Origin of the sequence: Frankia sp. Hr75.2, from assembly GCF_949319125.1 — a bacterium.
Classification (GTDB): Bacteria; Actinomycetota; Actinomycetes; order Frankiales; family Frankiaceae; genus Parafrankia; species Parafrankia soli.
This window is the reverse complement of record NZ_CASGGV010000032.1, coordinates 1-14,969: the sequence shown is the minus strand read 5'-3', so window position 1 is coordinate 14,969 and position 14,969 is coordinate 1. Positions and strand designations below refer to the sequence as shown.

10 protein-coding genes are annotated in these 14,969 nt (G+C 73.2%); all 10 read left to right on the top strand.

Annotated features, from left to right (window positions below):
• Positions 1-233: 233 nt before the first annotated feature.
• The gene (locus tag AC559T_RS03485; protein ID WP_071065616.1) at positions 234-833 is read left to right on the top strand and encodes an adenylate kinase; all 600 of its coding nucleotides are present in this window, start codon (positions 234-236) and stop codon (positions 831-833) included.
• 421 nt (positions 834-1,254) lie between these two features.
• A complete protein-coding gene (locus tag AC559T_RS03480) occupies positions 1,255-3,417 on the top strand; it encodes a phosphoinositide-specific phospholipase C-related protein (RefSeq protein ID WP_498867718.1) in 2,163 nt (720 codons plus the stop codon).
• 203 nt (positions 3,418-3,620) lie between these two features.
• On the top strand, positions 3,621-4,430 hold the full coding sequence (locus tag AC559T_RS03475) for a L,D-transpeptidase family protein (RefSeq protein ID WP_498867717.1): 810 nt from the start codon (positions 3,621-3,623) through the stop codon (positions 4,428-4,430).
• A 247-nt stretch (positions 4,431-4,677) separates the two neighbouring features.
• Positions 4,678-5,133, top strand: coding sequence for a tellurite resistance TerB family protein (locus AC559T_RS03470; protein WP_112105741.1), 456 nt, complete (start codon positions 4,678-4,680; stop codon positions 5,131-5,133).
• 240 nt (positions 5,134-5,373) lie between these two features.
• Complete coding sequence (locus AC559T_RS03465; RefSeq protein ID WP_498867716.1) at positions 5,374-6,327, top strand: sulfite exporter TauE/SafE family protein; 954 nt, start codon at positions 5,374-5,376, stop codon at positions 6,325-6,327.
• Between the two features lie 386 nt (positions 6,328-6,713).
• Positions 6,714-7,784 carry a type IV toxin-antitoxin system AbiEi family antitoxin domain-containing protein gene (locus tag AC559T_RS03460; protein ID WP_498867715.1) on the top strand — a complete coding sequence of 357 codons (1,071 nt, stop codon included), beginning with the start codon at positions 6,714-6,716 and terminating at the stop codon, positions 7,782-7,784.
• Between the two features lie 70 nt (positions 7,785-7,854).
• Positions 7,855-9,786, top strand: a complete 1,932-nt coding sequence (locus AC559T_RS03455) for a methylmalonyl-CoA mutase subunit beta (protein ID WP_131625997.1) — start codon at positions 7,855-7,857, stop codon at positions 9,784-9,786.
• A complete protein-coding gene (gene scpA / locus AC559T_RS03450; RefSeq protein ID WP_131625996.1) occupies positions 9,786-12,008 on the top strand; it encodes a methylmalonyl-CoA mutase in 2,223 nt (740 codons plus the stop codon). The genes AC559T_RS03455 and scpA overlap by 1 nt, the downstream gene beginning before the upstream one ends.
• Entirely contained in the window at positions 12,005-13,003 is a 999-nt protein-coding gene (gene meaB, locus AC559T_RS03445) for a methylmalonyl Co-A mutase-associated GTPase MeaB (protein ID WP_255565674.1), read from the top strand. Before scpA ends, meaB begins: the two co-directional genes overlap by 4 nt.
• Positions 13,004-13,288: 285 nt before the next feature.
• Positions 13,289-14,969 (top strand): Hsp70 family protein (locus AC559T_RS03440; protein ID WP_498867714.1); only part of this gene is annotated, 1,681 nt, incomplete at its 3' end.

The following is a 14,969-nucleotide window of genomic DNA, read 5'->3' as shown; positions in this document are numbered from 1 at the left end:
CCCGGCCCCCCCCCCCCCCGGGGCTCGATCGTCGTCGGCCCGGTCCGGGTGGGGCCATTGGACCCGTCCACCCGGCTCCACCCGTCCGTGGGTCCCTGGTTGCGGATCGGGACGGATTTCACCTGTTGGGGAGGTCGACCGTTGGGTGAAATCGCTCGCGTCGCGTCCGGTCTGCCCCGGTTCACCGTCGCGGCGGCTCTACTGGAAGCCAACCAGCCGGTACCGTGCAGGCCATGAGGCTCGTGCTGCTCGGCCCGCCCGGCGCCGGCAAGGGGACCCAGGCCGCGCGGATCAGCGCGCGCCACGGCGTGCCGGCGATCTCGACCGGTCAGCTCTTCGACCAGCAGATCTCCGCCGGGTCGCCGCTGGGCCGGCGGGCCGAGCACTATGTCCGGGCCGGTGAGCTCGTCCCGGACGAGATCGTCCTGGACATGGTCGCCGAGCGCCTCGCCACCGGCATCGACTGCGGGGTGGGGTTCCTGCTCGACGGCTTCCCCCGGACGCTGCCGCAGGCCGAGGCGCTCGACCGCATGCTGACCGCCACCTGCGGGCCACTCCACCTGGTCCTCGACCTCGACGTCGACGAGACCGAGGTACTCGCCCGGATCGGCCGGCGCTCGCTGTCCGAGGGCCGCCTCGACGACAACCAGGAGACGGCGCGGCGGCGGCTGAAGGTGTTCGCCGAGGAGACGGCCCCGCTGCGCAGCCACTATGCCGAGCAGGGTCTCCTGCGCACCGTGGACGGCACCGGCACGCCGGACGAGGTCGCCGCCCGTATCGAGGAGATCCTCGCGGCGGCGGCCCATCCCGAGTTGCGGGCGGCCCGTCCCTGACGTGACCTTCGGGTGTCCGGGCGGGTCGAGAGATCCCGTGGCGGGATAAATTGGACCTGTCAGTGACGGCATGCGGTGACAGGTCGGGGATGGCCGGATGGGTTCTGGGATGCCGGCGCGTTCTGGGATCCGGGCGCGCGCTCGCCGGTGGGTGGCCATGTCCGGCTCGGGATTTGAGGGTCCTGCGGGTCCTGCGGGTTCCGCCCCGGATGTAAGGCACGGCCTGCCCGCCCCCAGGGACGGCGGTCCCTCCTCCACGGCTGGCCCGACCGGCGCGACCGGAGCGGAGTCCGCGGCCGCGCCGGATTCGGCGAGCCCCGGCGGCTTCGCTGGTGCTGGTGGCTCCGGTCGCTCCAGGCGCGGGTGGCGTTCCGGCCGCCTCCCGGATGCCGGGCGGTCCCGGGCCTCGGGCGGGCGGGTCGTGCGGGACAGCCCCCGGCGTCGGGCGGGCCAGTGGGGGCTGGCCGTGTTGCTGGCGCTCCTCTGGCTGCCCTTCGTCGTGCTCGCCACCTCGCGCACGACCGTTCTGAGTGCGGACTTCTACTCCCAGGCGCTCACCGAGGCGAACGCCTACGACCGCCTATACACCGAGGTGCTGCCCGACCCCGCCGTCGAATCCCTGCTCTCCGGCCTGCCCGTCGACCCCACCCTGGTCACCGCGAACCTGCGCACGGTGCTGCCTCCGTCGACGGTGGAGGCGATGACCGACGAGCAGATCGGGCGCATCGTCGACTACCTGCGCGCGCGCCAGGACGACATCGAGTTCAGCGTCGACCTGACCCCGATCTTCGGCAACATCTCCGGCCTGGCCAACCGCTACATCGCGGGCGAGATCGGCACCGGCACGAGCTACCAGGTCGAGTCGGTCACCCAGTTCACCCGCTCCGTCCTCGACGCGCTCGACGACATCGTCGCCGGTCGACCGCCCACCGCGCTGCCCACCATGGAGCTCTCGGCGCAGGACACCGACCGGGTGGTGGAGGCGGTGCTCGGCCGGCTGAAGCCGGCGGACCGCGACGCGGTGGCCGCCCCCCTGCGCGCGGACCTGCGCTCCGGTGACGTGGCCGGAGCGCTGGCCCGGGTCGGTCCGCTGCTGTTCGAGGGCGACGAGCGGGCGGTCGGCGAGATGCGCGCCCACCTCACCGACGGCGCCGTGCTCAACCTGGGCGTCCGCCTCTCCGACCTGCGCGACGAGCCCGCGATCAGCGCCGTGTCCAAGCTGCACGACGTCTCGGCGGCGCTCGACGGGCTCAGCCTGGCGCTGCTGGGCCTCGCCGGGCTGATCTGCGTGGCGATCGTCGCACTGGCAGCCGCCCGCGGCCGGTCCCGGATGCGGGCGCTGGCGGGGGCGGTCGTCGTCGCCGGGGTCGCGGCGGGCGTCCTGGGCGTGGTGCTGCGGATGCTGCTGCCGAACCCGCTGCTCGCCCTGGAGAAGCCCGGTGGGCCGCTGCCGCCCGGCGCCGGCGCGGTGCTCGCCGACTTCTCCCGGCACGCGTACGGCGACATCGAGTCCGACTACCTGCGCATCGTCGCCTGGACGCTCGCGGTGGGGCTGACGATCCTCGGCGGCGCGCTGCTCGTGGCACTCTCCGCGCGCTGGGGCCGGGCCGGCCGGCGCCGCCGCCTCGCCGCCGGCTTCACCGTGGCCGCCCCGATGATGATCGCGCTGACCTGGGTCGCCTTCCCCGGTGCCGCGGCGAACGCGCGGGAGCTGTGTAACAGCCAGATCCGCCTGTGTGACAGCCGGTACGACGAGGTGACCTACCTGGCCACCCACAACGCGATGGCGACCAGCGAGGACCGCTTCCTCGGCCCGACCCAGGACCCGTCGCTGGTGCACCAGCTCGACCTCGGGGTGCGCGCCCTGCTGCTCGACGTCCACCACTGGACAACGCCCGAGCAGGTGGACGCCGTCCTCGAGACGTTGCCGCCCTCGACCCGCACGGCCATCGAGCCGCTGACCCGCAACGCCCGGTCGGCCCGGCCGGGGCTGTGGCTGTGCCACAACCTGTGCCAGCTCGGGGCGCTCGACCTGACCGCGGAACTCGGCCAGGTCCGGGACTGGATGGACCGAAACCCCACCGAGGTGGTGACGTTGATCATTCAGGATCAGGTGCCCGCGCCGGAGATCGCCGGCGCCGTCGCGCAGGCCGGCCTGTCCCGCATCGTCGCCACCCCGCCGGCCGATGAGGACGGCGAGTGGCCCACGTTGCGGGAGATGGTCGAGTCCGGCCGGCGCCTCGTCGTCTTCGCCGAGAGCCAGGACATGCCCGGGACATTCCTGCGTAGTTTCTACCGCTACGCGTCGGACACGCCGTTCTCGGTGGACTCCCCGGAGAAACTGACCGGCTGCGCCCGCCTGCGGGGAGCCGCGGGATCGCCGCTGCTCCTGCTCAACAACTGGGTGACGGACGCGGCACCCAGCCGGCAGGCCGCCGTGGTCGCGAACCGTGCCGACCGGATCCTCGCGCGGTCCAGGCAGTGCGAGACCGAACAGGGCCGGCGCCCCACCTTTGTCGCGGTCGATTTCGTCAACATCGGTGACGCCGCCGCCGCGGTCGACCGGTTGAACGCCGTCAACTGACCGCTTTGCGGCTAATGTCGGAGGCTATCTGGCTGATTCATAATTCTGAATGACAGGTTGCGCATTGTCGGTGCGGGAGATGAGACGTCCCCGCCGGGGGATGTTTACTGCGCGCAAGGCAATATACGGCTATGGGTGGTATGGATCCTCGGTGCAGATCTCGCCGTTTCGAACACGCCAGATCAGCGACCGGCACACTGGTGATGTCCGCCGTGCTGGTGGGAGTACCCGCCGGTCCCGGCCTCGGTGGCCACGGCCTGGCGGCGGCCTGGGCGACGACCGGCGCGGCCGCACCGGCACCCCCGTCAACCGGCCCACCCGCCCTGCCCGGCCCACCCGCCCTGCCCGGTTCACCTGTCCTGCCCGCACCGCCGGCTCCGCCGGAGCCGGTTCTCGCGGCCGGGACGGACCTTCCGGGCCTGCTCGGCCCGGGTGACCAGGGGGCGCCCGTGCTCGCTCTCCAGCGGCGGCTGGTCGAGCTGGGCTACTGGCTCGGCGAGCCCAACGGGATCTACGGAGTCCTGACGGTGCAGGCCGTCCTCGCCGCCCAGAAGGTCGCCGGACTGGAGCGGGACGGCCTGGTGGGCCCGGCCACCTGGGCGTCGCTCCGGCAGGGCCCCCGACTGCTGGCCGTCACCGGTTCGGGCCTGGCGCTGGAGGTCGATGTCACGCGCCAGCTGCTGCTCGTCGTCCAGGACGGATCGGTCCGCCAGATCCTCAACACCTCGACCGGGACGGAGCGCTGGTACGAGGTGCGCGGCCAGCGCCTCCTCGCCGACACCCCGCGGGGTACCTGGCATGTGTACCGGCAGGTCGACGGCGTGGACCCGGGCCCGCTCGGCGGCCTGTACCGGCCGAAGTACTTCCACACCGACGGGATCGCGGTGCACGGCTACGTGTCCGTGCCGGGCCGCGCGGCGTCCCACGGCTGCGTTCGGGTCACCAACGAGGCGATGGACTGGCTGTGGGCGGCGGGTATCGGTGCGATCGGGACGACGGTGCTGGTCCGCTGACGGCCCCGGCCGGGTGCCCCCGCCGGGGCCGAACGCGGCCGAATCGTGCGGACGGGTCGGGTGGGGAGCGTCGTCCGCGGTCCGCGCGTTCACTCGTGGGAGTCTTGTCTGGTTCAGGCCCGGTCCCGGGCCTGGACCGACCCGGCACGCCCGACTCCGGTCGGGTGCGTACGGCCCCGCGACCTTCGTGAGCGAAAGACGCCGGGATCCTTGTGACACCGGACACGCCACCGGCAAAGGAGCACAGGTGCCGATCTGGAACCAGCTACGACAGTCCGCGCAGAGCATGCAGGGACAGCTCAACGCGAAGAAGAACGATCTCAAGAGCGGCGCGTTCCGCGACGCGAGCATGGCGATGTGCGCGCTCGTGGCCGCGTCGGACGGCAGCGTCGACCCCGCCGAGCGGCAGCGGGTCGCGTCGCTGATCGTCGGCAACGACGTGCTGTCGAACTTCGCGGCCGACGACCTCCAGCGGAGGTTCAACGACTACCTGGGCAAGCTGCAGGCCGACTTCGACTTCGGCAAGGTCTCGATCCTCCAGGAGATCGGGAAGGTCAAGAAGAAGCCGACCGAGGCCCGCGCCGTGATCCAGATCGGCATCGTCATCGGCGGCGCCGACGGCAACTTCGACAAGACCGAGCAGGCGATCGTCCGCGAGGCGTGCTTCGCGGTGGGGATCAACCCGGAGGAGTTCGACCTCTGACCGTCGCGGGCCCGCGGTCGCTGGTCGGGGGAGCCAGGAGTCGATAGCCGGTCGCCGGGAACGCGGTGATCGGTGACTGCCCGGGCCGGCTCCCTCGGCCATGTTCGGCCACCGTGACCTGGGCCGCAATTCCTGGCAGCGGCCACCCGTCCGGACGAACGTGATTTTGTCGTTTCCAGCCCGGCGCGCCCGGTGGCGTTCCGGCGGACCAGCGGCTCGTCACGACCAGACGGAGGACAGGTGGGACCAGCCGACGCTGTTCTCGTCGCCGGGGCCGGCCTGCTCGCGGGGGCCGTGAACGCCGTGGCGGGCGGCGGCACCCTGATCGCGTTCCCGGCGCTGCTCGCCACCGGCCTGCCCGCCCTCACCGCCAACATCACCTCCTCGGTCGGGCTCGTCACCGGGTACGCGGGCGGGGCCCTGGGCTACCGGCGAGAACTGGCCGGACAGACGTCCAGGTTGAAGGCGCTCGGCCCACCGGCGATGCTCGGCGGCCTGGTCGGCGCGGTCGTCCTGCTGCTGACCCCGTCGGACGGCTTCCGGTCCGCCGTGCCGTTCCTGGTGATCGTGGCCTGCCTCCTCCTGGCCGCGCAGTCGAGGCTGGCCGCGCTCGTCGCCCGCCGCCGGGCAGCCGCGCTGGGGACCACCCGGCCCGCGGCGGGCGAAACCTCGCCGGTGGGCGTGGCGGGCAGCTCCCTGGCGGGTGGCGCGGAACCTGCGCGGCCGAGAGCCCGGCGCGAGCTGGCCACCTCCGGCCCGCCACTCGGCCCGCCACTCGGCGTGCCGGAGGACCGGCGGGCGCTCGGTGGGCTGGTCGGCGTCGAACCCTCCGTCGGAGCCGTCACCTGGCCGACCCGGATCGGGGTGTTCATCGCGGGGGCGTACGGCTCCTACTTCGGGGCCGGGCTCGGTGTGGTTCTGCTCGGTGTTCTCGGAATCCTGCTGGTCGACGAGCTCCAGCGGACGAACGCCCTCAAGACCCTGCTCTCGTTCGGTGTGAACGCGATCGGCGTCGTGGTCTTCCTCGTCACCGCTCAGGTGTCCTGGGCCTACGCTGGAATCCTTGTCGTGACGTCGGCGGCCGGTGGGGTCCTCGGCGCGCGGGTCGCCCGACGGCTTCCCGCGTCAGCCCTGCGCGCTGCTGTGATCGTGCTCGGTCTGGTGGTGGCTGTGGTCCTGTTGATCCGCGGCTGACGGGGTCGTGCCCGGTGGCTGGTGACGCTGATCGAAATCGCGTCCGGTGGCGGGTAATCGCCGATCGAGGTCGCGCCGGGTGGCCGGTAGCCCGTGAACCAGGCGTGTTCTGAGTATCGCTCGGAGGCGTGTGGTAGCCGCCACGACTGCTCGCCATTTATCGGCTTTCTTGCCCTTTCGGGGCGAAATCGGCCGGGATTCAGCCCCGAAGGGGCGAGGTGGTTACCGAAGGGCGAGGAAGTTCCCCTCCGGAAAACCCGGAAGGCTCACGAATTAGAATTTTCTACCCGCTGGACGGCATCGGTACTTCGGGCGAAAGTGCCCGTGTGTCGAAAGGTGCGTCAGGTGCGTCAGGTGCATGGAGCCATGAGGGCCTGGGAAGCGCTGTGCGCCTCGCTCGCCGCCAGCACGGGTTGATCACCACCCGACAGGCCCTCGGCGTGGGCCTCACGCCAGATCTCCTGAGACACCTGGTGCGCTCGGGGATCTGGCTGCGCGCCCGGCAGGGCATCTACGTCCTCCCCGGCGCCACGCTGAGCGCGGATGGCGAGGTCGGCGGTCGCCTGTCTGATCACGGGCCGCCGCCTGACTCCGTACCGAGCCGGTGGACCACCTCCGGAGCGGCCACCTCCGGAGCGGCTACCCCCGGGGCGGCTACCGCCGGAGCGACATCCTGGCCGGCCGCCGATTTCACCGACCCGACCGCGAAGGCCCGGTTGCCGTTTCGGCTGCGTGTTCGCGCCGCGCTGCTGGCGCGTCCCGGCGCGGTGGCGTGCGGCGTGACGGCTGGGCGGCTGCTGGGCTTCGAAGGGCTTCCGCGGCCCGCCGAAGACGAGCCGGTGCACCTCCGGCTGCCGGTGCACGGTTCCCGGAGGCAGATGGAGGGGACGGTCAGCCACTTCGGGCCGGTCGCGGTCGGCGATCTGGTCGAGCTCGACGGAATCCCCCTCACCGGTCCGGACCGGACCCTCGCGGACCTCGTCCTGGCCGGTTCACGAGAGGACGCGGTCGCGATGATCGACGCCGCGTTGCGCCGCCGGCTGGTGACAGGGCTGGACAGGGTGATCGCGGCCTGCGTGAAGCGCCCCGGTGCCCGCCGGGTGGCCTCCTACTGGGCGCTCGCGGACGGGCGGGCGGAGTCCGTGCTCGAGACACACCTGCGGCTCCTGCTCCACGACGCCGGTGTGCCTCCGCCGCGCATCCAGTGGCCCGTCACGGACGGTACCGGGCGGGTCCTGGCCCGGCTCGACCTCGCCTGGCCCGGCGCGATGCTCGATGTCGAGGCGGACGGCGGTGCCGTCCACGAGCTGCCGTCGGCTCTTCACCGGGACCGCGAGCGGCAGAACCAGCTGCTGGACCTGGGATGGCGGGTCCGGCGGGTCACCTGGGCCGACGTGCTTCGTACACCGACGAAGGTCGTCGCCGCGGTCACCGGATGGCTGGCGGCAGGCCCGTGACCGGCCCGGGAAGCTGTGACGGGAGGAACAATCCGGGCTCGTGGGGCCGTGGGCCCCTACGATCCGTCCCATGACCGTTCCACCGGTGGAGCTGGCGCTCGCCGCCGATTTTCCGGACTCGACGAGGGACGACTGGCGGCGGCTGGTCCTCGGGGTGCTGCGAAAGTCGGGGGTTGCGGGCGAGGACACCGCTCCGGGTGAGGCCGAGGAGCTGATCGCGACCTCGACCTACGAGGGCATCCGCATCCGTCCGCTCTACGACGCGGCGGACGCCGCCGGCGCGACCGGTGCGGGCCTGCCGGGGCTGGCGCCGTTCGTCCGCGGCGGCCGGCCACAGGGCGCCAACACCGACGGCTGGGACGTCCGTGCGCTGCACGCACACCCCGACCCGAAGGCCGGCGGTCAGGTGGTGCTCGCCGACCTGGAGAACGGCGTCACCTCGCTGTGGCTGCGGCTCGGTCCGGCGGGCCTGCCTCTCGACGGGCTCGCCGAGGTCCTGCGGGATGTCTACCTCGACCTCGCTCCGGTCGTCCTGGACGCGGGCGCGCTCACCGGGGAGGCGGCCGCCGCGTTCCTGGCGCTGGCCGACGAGCGGGGTGTTCCGGCGTCCCAGCTCACCGGCGTGCTCGGCGCGGACCCGCTGGGGCTCGCGGCGCGCACCGGGGCGGCGCCGGACTTCAGCGTGGCCCGCGTGCTCGCCCCGCGCGTCGCCGCCGAGTACCCACGCCTGCGGACGCTGGTCGTCGACGCCCGGCCGTACCACGACGCCGGCGGGAGCGACGCCGAGGAGCTCGGCGCCTCGTTGGCGACAGGTGTGGCCTACCTGCGCGAGCTGACCGACGCCGGGCTGGGCGTGGCCGAGGCCCTCGGCCAGCTCGAGTTCCGCTACGCGGTGAGCGCCGACCAGTTCCTGTCGATCGCCAAGCTGCGGGCGGCGCGGCGGCTGTGGGCCCGGGTGGCGGAGGTGTGCGGTGCCGCGCCCGCGGAGCGGGTGCAGCGCCAGCACGCGGTCACCTCGTCCGCGATGATGTCCCGCCGTGACCCCTGGGTGAACATGCTCCGCACCACCGTGGCCTGCTTCGCGGCGGGGGTCGGCGGCGCGGACGCGGTCACCGTGCTGCCCTTCGACATCAGGCTCGGGCTCGCCGACGACTTCGCCCGTCGGATCGCGCGGAACACGCAGACGCTGCTGCAGGAGGAGGCGAGCCTGATCCGGGTGATCGACCCGGCCGGGGGCTCCTGGTACGTCGAGTCGCTCACCGACTCCCTTGCTGAGGCGGCGTGGGCGGTCTTCACTGAGATCGAGCGTGCCGGAGGGATCTCGGCCACGCTGGCGGACGGCTCGCTGCGGACCCGCCTCGCCGTGACCTGGGCGGCCCGTGCGGACGCGATCGCGCACCGGCGTGATCCGCTGACCGGTGTCAGCGAGTTCCCCAACCTGGGTGAGAAGCTCCCCGATCGGCCGCCCGCCCCGGCGGAGGCCGGCCCGTCCGGCGCCACGGCCGCGACCGGCACGACCGAGGCCGGTGGCGGCCACGGGCTGCCGACCGTCACCTACGACCAGGATTACGAGGCGCTGCGCGCCCGGTCGGACGCGCACGCCGCCGCCACCGGCGCCCGGCCCGCGGTCTTCCTGGCCACGATCGGCGGGGCCTCGGCGTTCACCGCCCGCGCGACCTTCGCCGCGAACCTGTTCCAGGCCGGCGGCCTGGCCACGCCCGACTCGGGCCCGGGCACGGATCCGGCCGCGATCGCGGCCGCGTTCACCGCGTCCGGCGCGAAGGTCGCCTGCCTGTGCTCGGGGGACAAGGTGTACGCCGAGTGGGCGGCCCCGGTGGCCGAGGCGCTGCACGCGGCGGGGGCCACGCGGATCTGGCTGGCCGGCAAGGCCGGCTCGCGCGCGGAGACCGACGCCGCGGCGGGCGTGAGCGGGTACGTCTTCACCGGCTGCAACGCCGTCGAGGTGCTGCGGACGACCCTCGCAGAGGCGGGAGTGGCCTGATGTCATCGATCCCCGACTTCGCCGAGATCGCGCTCGGAGCACCCAGCGGCGCGGACGCCGACGAGGCCCAGTGGCGGGTCGCGCTCGAGCAGGCCACCGGCAAGGACGCCGACGCGCTGACCTGGGACACCCCCGAGGGCATCGCGGTGAAGCCGCTGTACACCGCGGCCGACACGGCCGGCCTGGACTTCCTCGGCACCTACCCGGGCATCGCCCCCTACCTGCGCGGCCCGTACCCGGCGATGTACGTGACCCAGCCGTGGACGATCCGCCAGTACGCGGGGTTCTCCACCGCGGCCGAGTCGAACGCCTTCTACCGGCGCAACCTGGCCGCCGGCCAGAAGGGCCTCTCGGTGGCCTTCGACCTGCCGACCCACCGCGGGTACGACAGCGACCACCCGCGGGTCACCGGCGACGTGGGCATGGCCGGCGTGGCCATCGACTCGATCTACGACATGCGCCAGCTCTTCGACGGCATCCCGCTGGACCGGATGAGCGTGTCGATGACCATGAACGGCGCGGTGCTGCCGGTCCTGGCGCTGTACATCGTCGCCGCCGAGGAACAGGGGGTGGCACCGGAGCAGCTCGCCGGCACCATCCAGAACGACATCCTCAAAGAGTTCATGGTCCGCAACACCTACATCTACCCGCCGCAGCCGTCGATGCAGATCATCTCGGACATCTTCGCGTACACCTCGAAGCGGATGCCGCGATTCAACTCGATCTCCATCTCCGGCTACCACATGCAGGAGGCGGGCGCGACCGCCGACCTGGAGCTTGCCTACACGCTGGCGGACGGCGTCGAGTACATCCGGGCGGGTCTGGGCGCCGGCCTGGAGATCGACGCCTTCGCCCCCCGGCTGTCGTTCTTCTGGGCGATCGGCATGAACTTCTTCATGGAAGTCGCCAAGATGCGCGCGGCGCGCCTGCTGTGGGCGCGGCTGGTGAACCAGTTCGGCCCGACCAGCGCCCGTTCGACGTCGCTGCGGACGCACTCGCAGACCTCCGGATGGTCGCTGACCGCCCAGGATGTCTTCAACAACGTCGTGCGCACCTGCGTCGAGGCGATGGCCGCCACCCAGGGGCACACCCAGTCACTGCACACCAACGCCCTCGACGAGGCGCTGGCGCTGCCCACCGACTTCTCCGCCCGCATCGCGCGCAACACCCAGCTGCTGCTCCAGCAGGAGTCCGGTACCACCCGGGTCGTCGACCCGTGGGGCGGCAGCCACTATGTCGAGCGGCTCACCTACGACCTGGCCCGCAAGGCCTGGGCGCACATCACCGAGGTCGAGTCGACCGGCGGGATGGCGCAGGCGATCGACGCCGGCATCCCGAAGATGCGCATCGAGGAGGCGGCGGCACGCACCCAGGCCCGCATCGACGCCGGACGCCAGCCGCTCGTCGGGGTCAACAAGTACCGGGTGGACGCGGACGAGGCCATCGACGTCCTGAAGGTCGACAACTCGGCGGTCCGGGTTGGTCAGATCGAGAAGCTGCGCCGGCTGCGCGAGGAGCGTGACACCGCCGCCGTCGAGTCGGCGCTGCACGCGCTGACCGCCGCGGCCGACGCGGCCCGCGACGGCAGCCGGCCGTCCGACCTGGGGCACAACCTGCTCGCGCTGGCAGTCGACGCCGCCCGCGCCAAGGCGACCGTGGGTGAGATCTCCGACGCCCTGGAGAAGGTGTACGGGCGGCACTCCGGTCAGATCCGTACGATCTCGGGTGTGTACCGGGATGAGGCCGGGCCGGCCGGCAACATCGTCGCCGCCCGCGAGGCCGCGGCGGCCTTCGAGCGGGCCGAGGGCCGGCGCCCACGGATCCTCGTCGCGAAGATGGGCCAGGACGGGCACGACCGTGGCCAGAAGGTGATCGCCACGGCCTTCGCCGACATCGGCTTCGACGTGGACGTCGGCCCGCTGTTCCAGACGCCCGCCGAGGTGGCCCGCCAGGCCGTCGAGGCGGACGTCCAGATCATCGGCGTGTCCTCGCTCGCCGCCGGGCACCTCACGCTGGTCCCGGCGCTGAAGGAGGAGCTGGCGGCGCTCGAGCGCGACGACATCCTCGTCGTCGTCGGTGGGGTCATCCCGCCGCAGGACTTCGACGCCCTGCGCGCCGCCGGTGCCGCCGCGATCTTCCCGCCTGGCACGGTCATCGCGGACGCGGCGATCGAGCTGCTGGCCACGCTGTCCGACCAGCTCGGCCACACCACGGCGCCTTGACCGCACTGGCCCGCCGGCCCGTCGACGTCGCCGCGTACGTCGACGGTGTCCTCGCGTCGTCGCGGATGTGGGTCGCGCGCGCCATCACACTGGTCGAGTCGACCCGGGCCGACCACCGGGAGGCGGCCCAGCAGCTGCTGGTGACCCTGCTCCCGCACGCGGGGAAGGCCCGCAGGGTCGGGATCACCGGCGTCCCCGGGGTCGGCAAGTCGACGTTCATCGACGCGCTCGGCACGACGCTCACCGCGGCCGGGCACCAGGTGGCGGTGCTCGCGGTCGACCCGTCGTCCACCCGCACGGGCGGGAGCATCCTCGGCGACAAGACCCGGATGGAGGCCCTGTCCGCCGACCCGGCCGCGTTCATCCGGCCCTCACCGACCGCGGGGACCCTCGGCGGCGTCGCCAAGGCCACCCGCGAGGCCATGGTCATCATGGAGGCCGCCGGGTACGACGTGGTGCTTGTCGAGACGGTCGGGGTCGGCCAGTCCGAGACCACGGTCGCCGACATGGTCGACACCTTCCTGTTCCTGACCCTGGCCCGGACGGGCGACCAGCTTCAGGGCATCAAGAAGGGCGTCCTGGAGCTGGCGGACGTCATCGCCGTCAACAAGGCGGACGGGCCGCACGAGCTCGACGCGCGCCGCGCCGCGCGTGAGCTGGCCGGGGCGATCCGGCTGTTACAGGGCGGCGCGCGGGAGTGGCAGACCCCGGTGCTGACCTGCAGCGCCGCGGAACGCACCGGCCTGGACACGGTCTGGGGGCAGGTCCTCAAACACCAGGACACCCTCGACGCCTCCGGCGAGCTCGCCGCCCGCCGCCGCCGCCAGCAGGTCGACTGGATGTGGGCGATGGTGCACGATCGCCTGCTGTCCCGCCTGCACGACGACCCGCGGGTCGCGAACCTGACCGGCGGCCTGGAACGCCAGGTCGAGGACGGCGAGCTGACGCCGACGCTCGCCGCCGACGCGATCCTCAGGGCATTCGAGTCCGGTTAGCCCGAGCGGCCGCCGAGGCAGCGCCCGACCGGTCGACACGAGCGGTTCTGAGCTGCGGTGGAAGGCGTTTCCGGCATCGGCGCGGGGCTCCGCGCCGATGTCCGGTACCGGATAGGGAAAAGTCGGTCTGTACGCCTACGATGTGCCGGTCGGCCTGTTTCGTTGACAGTTAAACGACCCGTTTTGAGCTCTGACGGTGTCGGGTGGCATCGGGGCGGGTCGGGGGACCGCGCGGCGTGCATCGCCTGCCGTGGCGGGCGGCGAACGAGCACACCCGGAGGACCAGTGGGTTACCAGCTTGGCATCGACGTCGGATCGGCTACCACAGTCGTCGCCGCCACGGACGGGGGCTGGCCCGCCGTGCTGACCCTGGGCGGCGCCCGAGCCGTGCCGTCCGTCCTGTACATGCCCCAGACGGGCGGTGTGCTGTTCGGGCGCTCGGCTGAAAGGCGGGCCCGCACCGATCCCGACCGGGCTGCCCGGGGGTTCCTGCGCCGGCTCGGCGAGCCCGGCCACCTGCTGGTCGGCGGCGCCGCGTACAGCCCGGACGGGCTGCTCGCCCGGCTGGTCGGCCACCTGGTCGGGCAGATCGTCGCGGCCCGGGGGGAGGAGGCCGAGCAGATCGTCGTCGCGCATCCCGCCTTCTGGCCCGCGCACCGCCGCGAGGTGTTCGCCTCCGCCGTCAGCCAGCTCTCGGACGTCTCTGCACCCGTCGCGACCTGCGCGGCCGCCGACGCGATCGGCACCCTGCTCGCCCGCCGCTCGGGGACCCGCACGGTCGACCTCGTCGGCGTCTACGACTTCGGCGCCGGGCACTTCGACGCGGCGGTGCTGTCGTTCAGCCCGTTCGGGTTCCAGCAGCTGGGCACATCGGTCGGGGTGAACCACGCCGGCGGGGCCGACTTCGACGAGCTGCTGGTCGAGCGGGTGCTGGCCGAGGCCGGCGCCGGCCGGGAGCGGCTCGACCGCTCCGATCCCGCGGTCACCGCGGCACTCGCCCGGCTGCGTGAGGAGTGCGCCCAGGCGAAGGAGTACCTCGCGGAGGAGGACGAGATCGAGGTCGCCCTCGCGCTCCCCGGCCTGCCCTCGACATCGGTGGTGCTGCGCCGCGCGGATCTTGAGATCCTCGTCGCGCCGGTCGTCGACGACACGGTCCGGGCGTTCCGGCGGACCCTCCGAACGGGTGAGGCGACCCCCGAGGATCTCTCCTCCGTGCTCCTCTACGGCGGTGCGGCGCGGATGCCGATCGTCGCCGCCCAGATGCGGGCGGCGTTCCCGAGCGTCGGCCGGTGGGAGTACGGCTCGGACGACGACATCGCGACGGGCGCGGCGCTGATCGCCGCGCGGCTGGCCGCCCAGTCCTCCCGCGAGGAGGTCACCTCGGTCATCCGGCCGCCGGACAGCAGCCCGCCGATCCTCTCCACGCCGCCGCTGAGCTCTGTCCCGCCCCTGCGCCCGGTCCCGCCGGTCGGATCAGTGCCGCCGGTCGGGTCAGTGCCGCCGGTCGGGTCAGTGCCGCCCGGCGCCGTGGCGTCGACCGGCGGGCCGGCCGCCGGTGACGGCGACACGTCCAGCGGGCCGGTTCCCCCCGGCGGGGCGGTGTTCGGGGGAGCGGCCGCCGGCGTCAGCGCCTCCAGCCTGGGCTACACCTCATGGCCCGATCGGACGGGACAGCCGCCCGCCGCCGACCCCGACGCCACGGCGATCGGCCACCATGGCGGCTCGGCGGACGACACCCTGATCTCCCGCGGCGGCCACGGAACACCGCCACCCACCACGGCGCCGCCACCCACCGGGCCGACGTCCACAGGCGCGACGTCCACCGGGGAGCCGGCCGGCGCGGGGTACCAGGGCGGTTGGGGGAGCAGCTCGTACCCTTACGGCGACGCCGCGCACACCGTGGCGGCCGGCTCGTCGGCCGGTGGGGGCCGCCCCCCCGCGGTGGCCCCCCCCCGCGGGCCCCGGC